Here is a 17,056-nt window from a genome sequence, read left to right on the forward strand (position 1 = left end):
AGAGGGGAAGACGATCAGATACGGCCGTCGGGCGATGACGCCGGCGGCCGCGGGAGAGAAGAACAACAACAATGCGAGAGGTGGTGATAACAGGCAAACACGAAAGAGATTCACCCTCCACCGAACCGGGGCAGGCTCAGACTTCCTCAACAGAAGGTCCTCAGGCCCAGATAATGGAAATTCCGGATAAAAACAAGAAACGAACGGGAAGACGAACGGCGGGCTATATTCTTCCTCACGCTAGCACACGTGGATGTTGGGTTCTGACGGCCCCGCTGGTTGAGTAGTAACGTAAGATAGACGACTCGACTGGATGCGGTGCACAGGGTGGGGCGGTGAAAGTACCTTACGCGAAAAAATGGCAGAAGGAAACAGACAAGCTGAGAAAGATTGTGCTCGACTGTGACCTGACCGAGGAGATGAAGTGGAGCAAGCCCTGCTTCACCTACCAGAAAAAGAACGTGGCAATCGTCATCCCGCTGAAGGACGCGTGCGCGCTCTCGTTCTTCAAAGGAGCGCTGCTCAACGACCCGAAGCGCATCCTCCAAAAGATCGGTGAGCATACGCAGGCGGGCCGCTGGATCAAATTCACCTCTCTCAAAGAAATTACGGCTATGCAGTCGATTCTGAGGAACTACATCGACGAAGCCATCGAGGTCGAGGAGTCGGGGAAGAAGGTCACCTTCCAGAAGGCTTCAGAGCATCCGGTTCCTGAGGAGTTGCAAGCCAGGCTGGATGCAGCTCCGGAGCTGCGGGCGGCATTCGAAGCGCTCACGCCGGGACGGAGGAAGTCGTACATCTTTCATGTCTCGGGTGCGAAGCAGGTGAAGACGCGGGCAGCGCGGGCGGAGAGGTGTGTCCCAATGATCTTGAGCGGCCGAGGGTTCAACGAGCTCACAGATTGAACCCTGTGGCCACCATTTCGTGCTTCGTCGCTGGCACTAGCGAAGCGCGCCAATCTACTTGCGCAACGCGCCATGAAGAAGGGAACCGGGGCTTGCATCATACTAGCCCCCACACGCACGTCCTACGGGCACCTGGCTCTACGCCGATTCAGTAGATCCCCGGCACGAGCCGCCACGTGCGCGCGCAGTAGGCGTCGTACTCGGCCCCGAAGTGTTCCCGCAGTAGCCGTTCCTCAGCGCGAATACGCGCCACCACCGGGACCAGTAACAATGCTGCGGACAACACGCCTACCGCGGGGGGGGCGTTCTCCGAGTGCTGGGGGGGTGGAGCCGGGTGTGCCCACCCCCCCACCAACGCCGCCCGAGCCAGCCGTCTGTGGCCGGCTCGTCACGCCTTCGGCTTGAAGAGTGCGAACACCGCGCCCTGCGGATCCTGGATAACCGCGAAGCGGCCGGTGTTCGGGATGTCCGTTGGCGGTTGGAAGATCTTGGCGCCGAGGTTCGCGGCCTTCTTCGCCATCTCGTCGACGCTCGTAACGGCGAAGTACGTGAGCCAGTTGGGCGGCACATCCTTGAGGCGGGGCGGCCGCTTCATCATCCCGCCGATCTGCTTTTCGCCGATCTTGAAGATCGTGTACGTGCTATCGTCGCTCATATCGACCTGTTCGGCGTTCCAGCCAAACATCGTTTTGTAGAACCGCCCAGCAGTTTCGGTGTCCGCGGTCATCAGTTCGTTCCAGCACATCGCGCCGGTTTCGTTGACAACATCGGCGCCCTGATGGGTCTTGGCCTGCCAGATCGCGAAATGCGCACCTGTAGGATCTTGCAGGAACGCCATGCGTCCAGCATCCAGGACGTCCATGGCCTCGCCCATCGGCAACTTGCCGCCGCTCTGCTTCGCCTTCTTGACGACGTCATCGGCGTTCGTTACGTTGACGAAGGGCAGCCAGTGCGACGGCACGCCCTTGGCGACGACCTCTTTGGGCATCGCGGCGAGGCCACCGACACTCTTGCCCTTGTACTTGATGAACGTGTACGTCATTCCAGGGCCGGCCGGCATGTCCTCAAACTCCCACCCGAACAGGCTCCCGTAGAAGGGCTTTGCCGGTGCGGTGTCGGGGACCCCCAACTGTACCCAAGAAAAGACGCCGTGCGCGTGCTTGGTCTGTGTAGCCACATCACACCTCCTCTTTGGTTCTCATTTGGTTCTCACCCTTTAGTGGAACGGACTGGCTGGAAATCGACCTCAATAATGAGGCGAATATCCGCCTGCGCTCGTTAGAAACCTCTGGGGCACTCAGGGGGAGTGCACCACCGGTGGATGTCATTCAGCGCCTTCCCCGAGGATGATCTCACTATCCAATATCACCGCGTCGGCGCGTGCGTCACGCCTTGAGTGCCAATATGAGCCGAAATTTTTGAAACAATAGCCGAAGGTTGTAGTACGTTGGCACTAGACCGAATCCGGATCGTGCGATGGAAAGGAGTTCACGGACCAAAAGGAAATTTCGGTATTAAACTTCTCCTGGTTGGGGCCGTATGTCCCGCATCCATCGGTAGGGCAGTGGCACAACGGGGGTGGTGTTTCGTGCTTAGTACGGCAAGGAAAGGGTCGAGTTTGGGCTACGTGATATTCACCATAACCCTGGTGGTGGCCGTGTCCGCATGGGTTGCGAGCGCAGCCGTGACAGCGGCCCCGACGCCCGGTACAAGCGGCCTTGGTTTGGTCGCGGCCGCATGCCCCGGCTCCAATTGCACCGGGCCGCTAGAATAGCCGGCGGCGCTGGCACCGGCAACGCCGTAGCTCTGGGAACGGAACGGCGGGGGCGCAGGTGGACAGAACAACGACAACGGTGGAAACGGGGGCGCTGGCGGGAACGGCGGTCAGGGTGTAAGCAACGGTTCGGGTAGTTCCGGCAACGGCGGCGCCGGCGGAAGCGGGAACTCCGGCGGCAATTCCGGCAACGGGGCGCCGGCGGGAACGGTGGACAGGGAGGAAGCAACAACAACTAGACTGCCCGGTCCACTACCCTCGGTCGAGATCGAGTTGGCGGGGCTCCTGCGGACGCGGGACCCCGCCGTCGTCTGTGGAGATGTGCCGGGGCGGCGGTCCGACCCGTTCGCCGACCATGCGCTGGCGGTTCTGGACAATGCGCTTTGCCACGTAGTCGACCGCCCCCAGAATCAGCATCGCCGTGTGCGACTTCTCCCGGTAGTCGGCGGGGCCGAAGGCGTCGATGCGATACTGGGCCTGCAGGGTTCGCACCTGTTCGAACTCCTTCTCTGCGCCCTCCCCGTAGACGGCGTATGCTTGGCCTCCGTACTGCTTGATGATTGAGAACACCGGGATATCGCTCGGCCCGTCGGCGACGTAGATCATGTTGTCGATCGGGATCCGCCGGTCTTCCGCTTTGATCTTGGCGTTCACGTCGATCTTGGGTTCCTTGTTGGTACCCTTGTTGATCTCGAAGATCGCCCGGGTCTTCGTGGTGTTGTCGATCACGTACCCCAAGTCGGCGATGGCGGAGGCGGTCGCCTCGGAGCGGAAGAGCACCTGCTGGCCCTTAGGCTCGAGGTAGTCCGGGGGCGCGACCGTTTCGACGAACTCGCATCCCCACACCCCGTCCACGTAGTCTGCGATCCGGCTTCCCAGGATCATCTGCCGGAGTCCGACGCTCACGATGTAGTGCTCGACGCTGATCTCCGCCTGCGTGTACGCGGGGTTCTGCGCGACGTGGTCTTTGACCGTCTTGAAGAACTCCGGAAGCCCTGGGTAGAATTCGAGGGCGGCGCCCAGCCGCCGCAGCAGCTTGTTGTCCAGTCCGGCGAAGATCCCGCTTCGGACGTAGGTCAGGATGTGATTGAGATACAGCGTGTCTTTGGAGATCAACTCGAGGCCGTGCTTCCTATAGAAGGCCGGCAGTCCGTCGACCTCGCGCCAGAATTTGTCCCCGTCCACACCGTAGTGGCGGAACAGCGGAGCCTGCATGTAGTCTGGGATCAGCGTCTTGTCGAAATCCCAAATCACCGCGATAATCGTTTGTCTGAACAGGTTCTGGGACATGGCCGTCCCTCCGTCCGCGGGTCGCGCAAGAGATCGCATGCCCAAAACGCCAGCCAACCACGACATTCCCCGTCCCCGCTGGCGCCGGGGCGTGGATCGCGTCTCGATTCTAGCGAGGCCGCACCGGCATCCGGTACCCACAGTGTACCTCCTGCGCGCCGAGGCGAGGCGGGCCCGCCCCCAGCAGGGGGCGCACAGGTGTCCGCGGGCGGGAAGAGGAGCTTCGTCGAAATACCCCCTGCACGGTCGGGTGCAATTCACCGCGCGCAGAGGAGGGCAGGGTGAAAGTCTATATCGGCACGGACATGGAGGGGATCGCGGGCATCGTGGATCGGGCGCAGATCTCACCCCCGGGCCTGGATCTCGATCGGGGGCGGCGGCTGCTCACCGAGGAGACCAACGCCGCGATACGCGGCGCGCGCGCGGCGGGGGCCACCGAGGTGGTGGTCTCAGGCGGTCACGGCGGCAACGGCATGCGCAACATCATCGACGAACGGCTGCACGAGGCGGCGTGGCTCGTCAGCGGGGACACCCGCAGGTCGATGATGGAGGGGCTCGACGCGAGCTTCCAGGCGGTGGTGCTGATCGGGTACCACACGCGGCACGGACGGCACGGCGTCCTCGATCACACGATCACCGCGCGGGACATCTACGAGATCAGGGTGCGGGGCCGCCCGATCGGCGAGATCGGGCTGAACGGTCTCGCCGCGGGGCGGCACGGCGTGCCCGTGGTGTTGGTCAGCGGTGACGACCGGCTCTCGGCCGAGACGCGGGAATGGTTCCCGTGGGCCGTGCCGGTCGTTGTGAAGCACGCGATCGGTCGGCACGCGGCGCGGTGCATGCATCCGGCGCGCGCCCAGCGTCTCATCGAGCAGGCGACCGCGGACGCGTTGGGGAGCCTGGATCGTATGCGTCCGCTCACCGCCGCGCCGCCGGTGGCGGTGGAGGTGCAGTTCAAGCGCACGGCGCATGCCGACGAGGCCGAGCGCGCCCCCGGCGCGGAGCGGGCGGACGATTGTACCGTGCGCACGAATGCGCCCGACGCTGGCGCCGCGCTGCGGTTCGTGCAGACGTGCATCAAGCTGGGCGCCATCGCGCAAAACGCGCCGATGCGCTGAGGGGAGGACGACGGTGAAGGTATACATTTCCGTAGACATCGAGGGCGTCGCGGGCGTGGTCGACCAGGCCCAAGGGTCGCCGCCCGGCATCGACTACGCCCGCGGGCGCCGGCTGATGACCGCGGAAGCGGCGGCGGCCGTGCGGGGTGCGCTTGCCGGCGGGGCCACGGAAGTATGGGTCTCCGACGGACATGGCGGGAACGGCATGCGCAACATCATCATCGAAGAGCTGCCCGAGGACTGCTGGCTGATCAGCGGCGACTCCCGGCCGATGGGCCAGATCGACGGCCTGGACGGTTCGTTCGCCGCGTTGGCGCTCGTGGGGTACCATACGCGGCACGGTCTGTCGGGGGTGCTCGATCACACCATCAACGGGCGGGTCGTCTACGATCTCAGGCTGAACGGCCGGTCGGTGGGTGAAGCAGATCTGAACGCAGCGGTCGCCGGTCACCTGGGGGTGCCGGTCGTCTTCGTCTCAGGTGATCACAAACTGATCGGCGAGGTGGGGAAGACGCTGCCGTGGGCCGAGGGGGTCGCGGTGAAAGAGGCGATCGGTCGGCACGCGAGCAAGGCGATGCACCCCCACCGCGCCTGCCGAGCCATCGAGGATGGGTTGACGCGCGCGCTCGGGAGGCTCGATCGGGCTCGCCCGTTCGACATCGGGACGCCGGTGGCGGCGGATCTCACCTTCAAGTACACGACCATGGCGGATTCCGCGGCGCGGCTGCCGGGGGCCGAACGGCCGACCGACTTGAGCATTCGCCTGACCGCTCCCGACCCGGTGGCGGTGTTCCCGCAGATCATGGCCGCGATTCATCTAGCCGGATTCTCCATGGGGGCGCCCATGAAGCTCGGCGGAGCGGGCGCGCCGGGGACGTAGATTGAGTCGCGCTGCGCCCATGCGACACGATCGTCGCGCGTTGTCGGCCATCGGGCTGGGTTTTGCCAGAACGGGTCCGGCGGCACGAGATGTTTCGTGGCAGAAGAGTTATGATAGAGGGTGATGTAGGTGTGTCTCGGGCGGACCTCGGCATGGGTGAGGGCGGCCCGAGACGTGAGCGATAACCCAACGGAATCGTGGGATATGTAGGATATTAAGGTAAGAAGCCACACTTGTGGATAGGTGGCCGTCGATGCCCATCCTGCTTCTCTTGCGACGACGCCCCTTGGCCCTGATCCCCATCGCCGCGGCGTGCTTGCTGCTGAGCGGTCTCCCTGTCCAGGCCCAATCCGGCGTCGTGCCGGGACGGTCGATCGGGGCGTTCCACCTCGGGGACTCGCTCGAGAGCGTGACGGAGGTGCTCGGCCCTGGGTCTCCTCCGGCGTTGCTGCCCCAGGCGATGATAAGCTACTACTGGCCGAGCCGGCACCTCGGCGTGGTGGTCGATGTCGTGACGCGGAAGATCGTGGCTCTGGTCGCGTCGTCTGAGATCAACTACCGGACCGCGAAGGGCGTCGGCATCGGCAGTGGCGCGGACGAGGTAGAATCGGCGTTCGGCCGTAGGTCGGGAATCGACAACGGCGACGGCACCGTGGTGCTGGTCTACAATCACGTCGGCGTGGCGTTCGTGGTTGCGCGCACCGTGAGCCTGCACGATCGCGTTTCCACGATCTTCGTGTTCGCTCCCGGCGAGTATCACCGGATCTTCCCGAATCCGATGACGGCCGCAACGCTGCGCAGGCTATCACCGCGCTGAGTCGGCCCGCCCCGCATCTCGCGCGGCTCGATGACAGGCACGCGCGGGGAGGCACCGCCCGTGCGGCGCGTCCTTGCGGGTGTCCGTGGCACGACAACGTCGTTGCCTCGCCGGCGCCTCCCGACCGCGAGATCTGAGGACCCCAGAGCTTGGCGACGCCCGCGTGAATTGACACCCGCGGAGATGAATTGCTATGATGCTAATCAACGATGATTAGCTACCCGCCTACTCTATCCGCAATCGACGCCGCCATCCTCAAAGTCATCACCGCCAGCCGTCGCCCGATTGGCCAGGGGGCGATCAACCTGCGCCTGCGCAAACAGGGCATCCTGGTGAGCGCCCCCACCGTCGGGCGGAAGCTTCAGGAGCTCGAGGCCAACGGGCTGGTGCGCAAGGTCAGCGTCGAAGGACGCGTGGTCACCGATCGTGGAAGCGCCGTCCTGACCAAGTACGACGCCGAGGCGCGCCTGCGGCTTTCCGGTGATGCCCTCCTAAACACGCTGCGGCGCGGCGACCGGCGGCACCTGCTGGACCTGCTCGCCGCCAGGCGTGTGATCGAGGGCGAGACGGCGGCGCTGGCCGCCGTCCACGCGTCGCCGCAGGCCATCGGCCGCATGGACGAACTGCTCGATCGGCAGGCGGAGAGCATCCGGCTCGGTGAGTTGGGGCTCACCGAGGATGTCGCGTTTCACCTCGAGATCGCGCGCGCGTCGCGGAACGAGGTTCTGAACTCGCTTGCGACGTTGCTGCGCCAGCATCGCCGGTACGATCTCTTGGTGACGTCGATGCGGGCCGCGGTCGGCGGGCGCCTGGTGGTTGACCACCGGGCGATTCTCGCGGGGATTCAGGCGCGCGACCCCAGAGCGGCTCGGCAGGCGATGGAAGACCACTTTCGCAAGCTTGGGGACGACCTGGATCGGTATTGGAGCCGGCTTCGCGGGCGCGATTTCGACGCGGACGAGGAAGACGCAGGAACCCCCGGTGCCGACTAACGCGGAAGCGATCGCAGCGACGCTGGCGGAGGCCGGGATCGAGACGGCCTTCGGGTTGCCCGGCGGCGAGATCACGGTGTTGCTCGACGCGTGCCGCAAACACGGGATCCGATTCTTTCTCACCGGGCACGAAGCCAGCGCGGCGTTCATGGCGGACGTCACCGGACAGATCACCGGACGGCCCGGTGTGTGCCTCGCGACGTTGGGGCCCGGCGCCGTGAACCTCTCGCTCGGCGTGGCGAACGCGTTTCTCGAGCGTTCGCCGGTGCTCGCGATCACCGCGCAGCTCTCCACGGTGCTCGAGGATCACTTCCCCCACCAACGGCTCCCCCTGGACCGGTTCTTTGGAACGATCGCGAAGGGGAGCACCATCCTGAACGGGCGCGGCACCGACGATGCGGTGCGGAGCGCCATCGCGCTCGCGACGAGCGAGCCCCACGGTCCGGTGCACCTGGGGCTGCCGAGCAATCTTGCGGGGGTCGAGATGCAGCCCGGCCAAGCGAGGCCTGCGCGCTCGCGCGGGCCCGCCCGCGGCGTGGCGCTGGAGGAGGTCGCCGCGGCGGTCGGCGCCGCGAAGCGGCCCCTGCTGATGGTCGGCCTCGGAGCCCGGCCGCACGATGCGCCGGCGCTGCGGAGCTTCGCGGACCGCACGCACCTGCCTTTTGTCGTCACCCCGAAGGCGAAGGGGATCCTCCCGGAGGATGCGCCGGGGTTCCTCGGCGTGGTGAGCGGCATGGCGGCGGACCACGCCGTCCTGGAGACGCTCGATGAGGCGGATCTGCTCCTCGGCGTCGGGTTCGACCCCGTCGAGTGCGACAAAGACTGGTACGCGAAACGGCCGGTCGCAAGTCTGTCGCGCGCGTCCACGGCCGAAGGCGCATATCGGCCGCTGGAAGCGATCGGGGACATCGCCGAGATGCTGCCCGAGGTGGCGGCGCAGGTGCGGGCTGCGCCGTGGCCCGACGATTTGGTGGCAGCGTGCCGGGCCCGCGTGCGGCCTGAGCCGGCGCCGGCCGGGCACGGCCTCAGCCCGATCGCCTGCGTCCGTGCGATGCGGAAGGTCGCGCCGCATGACGCGGTGCTCGCGTGCGACGTGGGCTCGCACAAGTACTTCGCCGGACAGTTCTGGGAGAGTTACGAGCCGCACACGTTCTTCATGTCGAACGGATTGTCCGCGATGGGGTACGGCATTCCCGCGGCGATCGCCGCGAAGCTCCAGTTCCCGGCCCGGCCGGTGATGGCGCTGATCGGGGACGGCGGATTCTTGATGATGTTGCACAACCTGACGCTCCTGGCGCAGCACAAGCTGCCGATCGTGATCATCTGCTTCGTCGACGACAGCCTGAGCTTGATCCGAGTCGGGCAGAAGCGGCGCGGGTTCGCGCCACACGGCGTAGACTTCGCCGCCCCCGATTTTGCGGCGATCGCCGAGGGGTTCGGCGTGTCCGGGACGCGCGTGACCTCGGTCGACCACCTCGCGCGGGCGCTCGAGGAGGCCATCCTCGCCGACCGGCCGGCGGTGCTCAGCGTGGGCATCGACGCGCACGAGTACGACCTATACTGCTAAGGCACCGTCGCCGACGTTCGGCGCGGGTGGACGGCCAGCGTGTGCGAGCGGCCCCGACGCGGGCGGTCGACGCCGCAACGCCATGACCGCGTGGACCCGCCGGTCATGCCGGAGCCCGTCCGGGGGATGCGGCGGGGACGGCGCCGCCGAGCGGAGGGAGGACTCGCCGCGTCTGCGCGAGCCGAGTCTGCCGCCGGGTGCGTTGACCGAGCGGAGCGCCACCGAGGAGGAGACGCGTGACGAAACGGGAGCATCTCGAGACGACCCTGCGACGCGAAATGGAATCGGCCGGGGTGGACGCCGTGATCGGCGTGTCGCCTGAGAACGTGCAGCACCTGGCCGGGGTGTTCATCATCAGCCAGCGGATGATCAGCGATCGCCTGGCGTTCGCGGTCTACCCGCGCCGAGGGGCCCCGTTCTTCGTGGTCAGCACCGTCGTCGAGTACACGGCGCGGACGCAGTCCTGGATCGACGACATCGTGCCGTACACGGAGCACGCGGTGCTGCCGGTGGAAGGGTTGGTCCAGGCGCTCCGGGATCGGGGGCTGTCGCGGGGGCGCATCTGGATCGAGACCGGCTATCTGCCTACGCGGGACGGGGATACCCTCCGCAAGGCCCTGCCCGACTTGGAGCTCCTCGATGCGGAGCGCCTGCTGAACCGCTCGCGCATGATCAAGACGCCGGAGGAGATCCGGTACATGACCGAGATCGCGCGCGTGTGGGAGACCGCGGTGCACGCCGGGTACGCCGCGACCACCGCGGGTGAGCCGGAACGGTCGATCGTGCGCCGGATGACCCAACATCTCCACGCCGGTGGAGCAGACTGGGTGCCGTTCGTGAGTTTCGCGTCCGGCCCCGAACGGACGCTGATCGCGCACTCCGTGCCCGACGAAACGCCGGTGGGGCGCGGGCAGATCATGCGCCTCGACATGGTCGGGTTCTTCCGCGGGTACTACACGGACTTCGGCCGGATGGCGATCGTTGGCGATCCGTCGCCCGCGCAGCGCGACGCGTACCGCAAGATCATCACGCTGCAGCGGGAGATGATTCAACGGGCGAAGCCGGGGCGGCGGGCGTCCGACCTCTACCGCGAGTCGGTGGCGATCGGCAAGGACCTCGGCATGGACTTCGAGATGGACGCGATCGGGCACAGCCTGGGCCTGCGCCTGCACGAGTATCCGATCCTCAATCGGTTTGAAGAGGAGACGTTGGCCCCGGAGATGCTGATCTGCGTTGAGATCGCCCACGCCTTCGCCGGCCTCGGGCGGTTCCACGTCGAGGACCTCGTCCGGGTGACCGACCGCGGCGGCGAGCGGCTGACGACCCACATCGATACGAGCGAGATGCTCGTCGTCGGGGGGTAGCGGCGCGTCCGTCGGCGCGTGGTTCGGCGGAACTCGTGAGGAGGGGGAGACGGGATGGCGGCTCGGTACCGGCTCGGCGTGGATATCGGGGGGACGTTTACGGACGTCATGGTGGCGGACGAGGCCGGGGCCGTCGTCGCGACGCTCAAGACGCCGTCGGTGCCCGGGGCGCCCGAGGAGGCGATCTTCACGGCGCTCGAGGAGTTGCGCCGGGCGGAGGTCGCGCCCGAAGACGTGGCGTTGTTCGTCCACGGCACCACGCTCGGCGTCAACACCTTGATCGAGCGAAACGGGGCGACGACCGGGCTCCTCGTGACCCGGGGGTTGCGCGACGTGCTCGAGATCCGCCGGCTCCGGCTGGAGAACACGACGGACTTCTACGGGGACAAACCGCTGCCGTTGGTGCCGAGGGATCTCGTCGAGGAGATCGACGAACGCCTGCTCGCCGACGGGCGGGTGCACCGTCCGCTCGATCCCGATCAGGTACGGGCGGCGGTGCGCCGCCTCGTCGCCGAGGGTGTGACCGCGGTGGCGGTGTGCTTCATGCACGCTTACAAGAACGCGGCGCACGAGCACCAGGTGCGGGACCTGATCCGGGCGGAGTTCCCCGCGCTGTTCGTGTGCACCAGCGCCGATCTGTGGCCGCAGCAGCGGGAGTACGAGCGGTGTCTCGTGGCCGTGATGAACGCGTACATCGGGGCGCGCATGGCGGGATACTTCCACAACCTCGAGGCCGGGGCCGTGACGCGGGGGCTGCGCGCTCAGGTGCTCTCCACAAAGTCCAACGGCGGCGTGATGACGGCGGCGCGCGCGGCGGAGGAGCCGGTCCAGACCCTGCTGTCCGGGCCGGCGTCCGGCGTGATCGGCGCGGCCCACGTCGCCCGGCTCGCCGGTGCCGAGGGGATCGTGACGGTCGACATGGGGGGCACGAGCGCGGATGTGGCGGTCGTCGTCGGCGGCCACGCCGCGTACTCCACCGAGAACCAGGTCGGGGACTTCCCCGTGATCATGCCCGCGGTGGACGTCTCGTCGATCGGCGCGGGCGGCGGTTCGATCGCGTGGCTGGACGCGGCCGGGATCCTGAAGGTGGGACCGCGCAGCGCGGGCGCGGATCCCGGCCCGGCCTGTTACGGCCGCGGCGGCACCTTGCCGACGGTGACCGACGCATACGTGCACCTCGGCATCATCGCCCCGGACCGGTTCCTGGGCGGCCAGATGCCGCTCGACCCCGCGCTGGCCGCGTCGGCGCTCGCGGCGCTCGGGCGGGGGATCAATCTCGGCTCGCACGAGGTCGCGCAGGCCATCCTGGACGTCGCCACCTCCAACATGTACGCCCAGTTCACGCCGCTGATGGCGCGCAAGGGCGTGGATCCGCGCGACTTTACGCTGCTCGCGTACGGGGGGGCGGGACCGACGCACGCGTTCCTGCTCGCCAAGGAGGTGGGGATCGGGAAGGTGCTGATCCCGCCGTCGCCCGGAACGCTGTGCGCGCTCGGGTGCATCGTCGCCGACCTGCGGAACGACTTCGTCCGCACGCTGTATCGGAGCGACCACCAAACGACTGACGCCATGCTCGAGGAGGCGTACGCGGCGCTTGAGCGGCAAGGGCGGCAGTGGTTGGCGGAAGAGAGCGCCCACGGGATCCCGCTCGCGTCGTCGTTCGTCCTGTACAGCGCCGACATGCGGTACGAGGGGCAGGCGTTCGAGATCGAAGTTGGCGTGCCCGGCGACGAGCGGGGCCGGTTGGCCGCGATCGCCGCGCGGTTCCACGAGGCGTACCACGCAATCTTCGGCGTGAGCGATCCCACCGCCCCGGTGACGTTCGTCAACCTGCGCGCCAGCGTGGTCGGCGTGACGGCCAAGGTCTCGCGGCTTGAGCCGCCGGCGAAACGCGGCGCCGCGCGCGCCGCCGACACGCGCCCGGTGTTCATCGACGGGCGGTTGCGCGACGCCGCGGTTGTGCAGCGCGCGGCGCTCGGACGGAACGGGTGGGTCGCGGGGCCCGTCGTCGTCGAGCAGTACGACACGACGACGTTCGTGCCGCCCGGGTACCGCGTGCGCGCCGACGCGTTCGGGAATCTCGTCGGGGAGGCCGTGTGATGGCGATGGACCCGGTCTTCCTCGAGATCTTCAAGAACCGGATTCAGGCGATCTCCGAGGAGATGGCGAACGTCGTGCTGCGCACGGGGTTCACCGTGTTCGTCAAGGAGACGGCGGACTTCGGGACGTTCTTGCTCTCGCCGATCGGCGAGACCTTCGGGTCCCCCGTGGTGACCGGCGTCAACCTGTCGCTCGCGATCCCCGGCGAGGGCGTCGTCGCCGCCGTGCCCGAGTGGCACGAGGGCGACATCGTCATCACGAACGATCCCTACGCCACGTCGGGCCTCTCCACTCATCTCGCGGACGTGTGGCTGGTCAAGCCGATCTTCGCGGAGGGGCGGATCATCGCGTTCGGGTGCTGCTTCGTGCACTCCTCGGACGTGGGCGGCAAGGTGCCCGGCAGCATCTCGCCGACGAGCTACGACATCTTTCAGGAAGGCGTGCGGATCGCGCCCGTCAAGCTCTACGACCGCGGGACGTTGAACGAGCAGATCCTGCGCGTGTTCCTCGACAACTGCCGCATCCCGGAACAGAACTGGGGCGATCTGCGGGCGCTCATGGCGTCGCTGCACACCGGCGAGCGCCGCCTCCACGAACTGGTCGTCCGCTACGGCGTGACGCAGGTCGAGCGGGGGATCCAGGGCCTCCTGGCCTACGCGGAGCACCAGGTCCGCGCGATGATCCGCGAGATCCCCGACGGAGAGTACGCGTTCTGGGACTATCTCGAGGGCGGTCCGGGCGGGTACCCGATCCGCCTCAGGTGCCGCCTGGTCGTGACCGGCGACGAGATCTTGATGGACTTCGAGGGGACCGATCCGCAGGTCCGCGCGGCGTTCAACCTTCCGTCGTGCAACAAACAGGGGCACTACATGCTCGTGCCGACGCTGGTGCGGTACTTCCGGACGCTCGACCCGTCGTGTCCGTGGAACAGCGGCATGGTCAGGCCGGTCAGCAACCGCGCACCGGCCGGCAGTGTGCTCAACCCGGAACCGCCGGCCGCGTGCGGCGTGCGGGCCGCGACGTTCATCCGTCTCATGGACGTGGTGATTGGCGCGCTGAGCCAGGCGCAGCCAGACCGGCTCCCGGCGGCCGGCGCCGGGCAGGCGTGCATCGTGCTGCTCGCGATGGACGACGTCCGAACCGGCCGGCACCAGGTCGGCGTGGTCCAGCCGATCTGCGGCGGCTCCGGCGCCCGTCCGATGCGCGACGGGATCGACGGCATGGACTTCTCCGTCGGCTATCTCCGCAACGTTCCGGCCGAGACGCTGGAGACCGACATGCCGATCCTGATCGAGCGCTACGGGCTCCGCCAGGACTCCGGCGGCGCCGGGCGGTACCGCGGGGGAAGCGGCATCGAGCTCACCGTGCGCGTGTTCGCGCCGGACACCGTGATGACCGCCCGCGGCATGGAGCGGATGCGCTTTCGCCCGTGGGGCCGGCTCGGCGGATCGCCCGGCGAGAACGGCACCGCGGTGAAGAACCTGCACGCCCCGGACGAGACCCCGACCGGGCGCATCGACGAGCTGCTGCTGCAGCCGGGAGACGCGGTGACGTTTCTGTCGCAGGGCGGCGGCGGCTACGGCGATCCCTACGAGCGGGACGTCGAGCGCGTCCGGTCCGACGTGCGCCGCGGCTTGGTATCGGCGGAGGCGGCGCGGACGGAGTACGGCGTCGTCATTGCGGACGGACGCGTCGACGACGCCGCGACGCAGACCCTCCGGTCGAGCCGCCCGGCCCGTCGGACGCCGTTCGTCTTCGGCCCGGAGCGGGACGCGTTCGAGGCGGTGTGGTCCGACGCGATGCAACTGGCGTTGAACCGGTGCCTGATGACGTATCCCTTGGCGCTGCGCAACTACCTCAAGCAGCGGGCGATGACGGAGATCGACGCTCGCGCCGCGGCCCGGCGCGCCCCCGCACCCGGCGAGATCGCCGGGCTGGTCCGCGAGCTCTTCGAGCGTATGGCGGGGGGTGGCGGTGCCCTGAGCGGCGACCGCGCGGCCGTGCGGTCGTGACCGACGCCGCCGGCCGCGACGAGCGGGTCTTTCTCGAGATCCTCCACAACCGGCTGCAGGCGGTGGCGGAGGAGATGGCCTCCGTGGTGCTGCGCACCGGGTTCACGGTGTTCGTCAAGGAGACGGGAGACTTCAGCGCGGCGCTCGCCACCCGCGACGGCGAGGTGTTCGCCGCGCCGCTCGCCACGGGCACCACCAACAACCCCGGCAAACCGCATCGGCCGGTGATCGACGCGATTCCCGACTGGGCCGAGGGGGACGTCGTGATCGCGAACGACCCGTACACGACCGGCGGCCTCGCCACCCACCTCGCCGACCTGTACCTGTTCAAGCCGATCTTTGTCGCGGGGCGCCTGCTCTGTTTCGCGAGCTGCTTCATCCACAGCTCGGACGTCGGCGGCAAGGTGCCGGGGAGCATTTCCCCGACCTGCTACGACCTGTTTCAGGAAGGGTTCCGCCTGCGCCCCGTCAAGCTCTACGAGCAGGGGCGCCTGAACGAGCCGATCCGCAGGCTGCTGCTCGACAACTGTCGGATCCCCGCGCAGAACTGGGGCGACCTGAAGGCGCTGCTCGCGTGTCTCGCGACCGCGGGGCGCCGGATGCAGCAGTTGGCCGATCGCTACGGGTTCGACCGGATCGACCAGGGGATCGAGGGCGTGCTCGCGTGGGCGGAGCGGCGGGCCAGGCAGTTCATCGAGGAGATCCCGGACGGCGAGTACGTCTTTTGGGACTACCTGGAGGCCGACGCGTGGGGCGGTTCTCCGATCCGCCTGCGCTGCCGCATGGAGGTCCGCGGCAGCGACCTGTTCCTCGACTTCGCGGGCACCGACCACCAGGTGCGCGGCGCCTTCAACCTCCCGTCGCTCAATCAGAAAGCGCACTATCAGTTTGTGCCGACGCTCTGCCGGTACTTCCGCACGCGGGATCGGTCGATCCCGTTCAACAGCGGGCTGGTGCGCCCCGTTCACACCAACGCGCCCGCCGGTAGTCTGCTCAATCCCCTGCCTCCGGCGGCGGTCGGCGTGCGGGCGGCGACGAGCATCCGGATCATGGACGTCCTGCTCGGCCTGCTCGGTCAGGCGTTGCCGGCCGAGATCCCCGCGGCCGGCGCCGGCCAGGCGTGCATCGTCCTGCTCGCGATGCATGATCCGAGAAGCGGCCGCCGCCGGGTCGGCGTGATCCAGCCGATCGTCGGCGGCTCGGGAGCCCGGCCGAGGCAGGACGGAATCGACGGGATGGACTTCTGCGTCGGGTTTCTGCGCAACGTACCCGCGGAGACGTTGGAGACGGACATGCCGGTGCTGATCGAGCACTACGGTCTTCGCCCGGACTCGGCGGGACCCGGCCGCTACCGGGGCGGCATGGGACTCGTGCTGGCGCTCCGCGTGCTGTCGCCCGAAACGGTGCTGACGGCCCGCGGCATGGAGCGCATCCAGTTCCGGCCGTGGGGACGATGCGGGGGTGCCCCTGGATCGCTGGGGCACGCGACGGTGGCGACGGAGCGCGGCGAGAGCCGTTCGACGGGAAAGATCGACGAACTGCTGCTGCAGCCGGGCGAGGTGATCACGTTCTTCTCGCAGGGCGGCGGGGGCTACGGTGATCCGTATACGCGGGATCCGGAGGCGGTGGCCGCGGACGTGCGGCGCGGGCTGGTCAGTCCCGAGGCCGCAGAGCGCGACTACGGCGTAGTGCTCAGCGGACGCACGGTGGACGTCGACGCCACCACAAGGCTCCGGGCCCGACCCCGCGGCCGTCGACCGGACTTCGCGTACGGTCCCGAGCGCGAGGCGCTCGACGCGATCTGGTCCGACCCCGCGCGCATGGCGCTGCACGCGGCCCTGGAGGCGCAACCGCCGGGCTTTCGTTCCTACATGCGGGAGACGCTGATTCGTGCGCTGACGGCCCGCGCCGGCCCCGGAGGAACCGTGCGGGCAGACGACATCGCGGATGCGGTCCGGGAGTGTCGGGACAGGATCGCGCCCTCCGCATGATCGCTGCGCCATCGCGCGGGAGGGAGGACAGGGAGTCGCCCGGATTTCCTCGAAACCCACCCCACCGGCCGGCCGGCGTTCCCGGGAACGGCGGAAAACTCGTAGGGGGATCGGACCGGCGCCCGATGGCGGTTCCGTTGGCCGGAACGTAGTCTTAATGCGATAGATTTGGGCTATAATTGAGTGGCTGTTCCGTGAACACGAGGAGTCTGAACGGCCGCGCCCACGACGTCGCAGGCCGGAGGG

12 protein-coding genes and 1 pseudogene are annotated in these 17,056 nt (G+C 67.8%); 10 read left to right on the forward strand and 3 right to left on the reverse strand.

What is annotated here, in order from left to right; translation table 11 throughout:
- The first annotated feature begins 335 nt into the window (after nucleotides 1-335).
- Nucleotides 336-905, forward strand: a complete 570-nt coding sequence (locus tag VKZ50_12310; GenBank protein ID HLJ60503.1) for a YdeI/OmpD-associated family protein — start codon at nucleotides 336-338, stop codon at nucleotides 903-905.
- Nucleotides 906-1,053: 148 nt separating this feature from the next.
- Here the strand turns inward: VKZ50_12310 and VKZ50_12315 are convergent.
- From VKZ50_12315 to VKZ50_12325, 3 genes and pseudogenes are all read right to left on the reverse strand, one after another.
- Nucleotides 1,054-1,197: pseudogene (locus VKZ50_12315) on the reverse strand (isoprenylcysteine carboxylmethyltransferase family protein).
- A gap of 96 nt (nucleotides 1,198-1,293) precedes the next feature.
- Nucleotides 1,294-2,082, reverse strand: coding sequence for a VOC family protein (locus tag VKZ50_12320; GenBank protein HLJ60504.1), 789 nt, complete (start codon nucleotides 2,080-2,082; stop codon nucleotides 1,294-1,296).
- A gap of 849 nt (nucleotides 2,083-2,931) precedes the next feature.
- Entirely contained in the window at nucleotides 2,932-3,969 is a 1,038-nt protein-coding gene (locus VKZ50_12325) for an HAD family hydrolase (GenBank protein ID HLJ60505.1), read from the reverse strand.
- Nucleotides 3,970-4,250: 281 nt separating this feature from the next.
- Between VKZ50_12325 and VKZ50_12330 the strand changes: the two genes are divergently transcribed.
- From VKZ50_12330 to VKZ50_12370, 9 genes are all read left to right on the forward strand, one after another.
- Nucleotides 4,251-5,087, forward strand: a complete 837-nt coding sequence (locus VKZ50_12330) for a M55 family metallopeptidase (protein HLJ60506.1) — start codon at nucleotides 4,251-4,253, stop codon at nucleotides 5,085-5,087.
- 13 nt (nucleotides 5,088-5,100) lie between these two features.
- Complete coding sequence (locus tag VKZ50_12335) at nucleotides 5,101-5,967, forward strand: M55 family metallopeptidase (GenBank protein ID HLJ60507.1); 867 nt, start codon at nucleotides 5,101-5,103, stop codon at nucleotides 5,965-5,967.
- A 253-nt stretch (nucleotides 5,968-6,220) separates the two neighbouring features.
- Nucleotides 6,221-6,784 (forward strand): hypothetical protein, encoded by a 564-nt coding sequence (locus tag VKZ50_12340; GenBank protein ID HLJ60508.1) that lies wholly within the window; start codon nucleotides 6,221-6,223, stop codon nucleotides 6,782-6,784.
- 209 nt (nucleotides 6,785-6,993) lie between these two features.
- Nucleotides 6,994-7,776 carry an FCD domain-containing protein gene (locus tag VKZ50_12345; protein HLJ60509.1) on the forward strand — a complete coding sequence of 261 codons (783 nt, stop codon included), beginning with the start codon at nucleotides 6,994-6,996 and terminating at the stop codon, nucleotides 7,774-7,776.
- Nucleotides 7,766-9,343 carry a thiamine pyrophosphate-binding protein gene (locus tag VKZ50_12350; GenBank protein HLJ60510.1) on the forward strand — a complete coding sequence of 526 codons (1,578 nt, stop codon included), beginning with the start codon at nucleotides 7,766-7,768 and terminating at the stop codon, nucleotides 9,341-9,343. The genes VKZ50_12345 and VKZ50_12350 overlap by 11 nt, the downstream gene beginning before the upstream one ends.
- Before the next feature lie 236 nt (nucleotides 9,344-9,579).
- On the forward strand, nucleotides 9,580-10,707 hold the full coding sequence (locus tag VKZ50_12355; protein HLJ60511.1) for a Xaa-Pro peptidase family protein: 1,128 nt from the start codon (nucleotides 9,580-9,582) through the stop codon (nucleotides 10,705-10,707).
- A gap of 54 nt (nucleotides 10,708-10,761) precedes the next feature.
- Nucleotides 10,762-12,807, forward strand: coding sequence for a hydantoinase/oxoprolinase family protein (locus tag VKZ50_12360; protein HLJ60512.1), 2,046 nt, complete (start codon nucleotides 10,762-10,764; stop codon nucleotides 12,805-12,807).
- Nucleotides 12,807-14,819: a hydantoinase B/oxoprolinase family protein gene (locus VKZ50_12365; GenBank protein ID HLJ60513.1), complete on the forward strand. Its 2,013-nt coding sequence runs from the start codon at nucleotides 12,807-12,809 to the stop codon at nucleotides 14,817-14,819. Before VKZ50_12360 ends, VKZ50_12365 begins: the two co-directional genes overlap by 1 nt.
- On the forward strand, nucleotides 14,816-16,810 hold the full coding sequence (locus VKZ50_12370) for a hydantoinase B/oxoprolinase family protein (GenBank protein HLJ60514.1): 1,995 nt from the start codon (nucleotides 14,816-14,818) through the stop codon (nucleotides 16,808-16,810). The genes VKZ50_12365 and VKZ50_12370 overlap by 4 nt, the downstream gene beginning before the upstream one ends.
- The last annotated feature ends 246 nt before the right edge of the window (nucleotides 16,811-17,056 follow it).

It is taken from the genome of bacterium (assembly GCA_035295165.1).
In the GTDB taxonomy this organism is placed as follows: domain Bacteria; phylum Sysuimicrobiota; class Sysuimicrobiia; order Sysuimicrobiales; family Segetimicrobiaceae; genus JAJPIA01.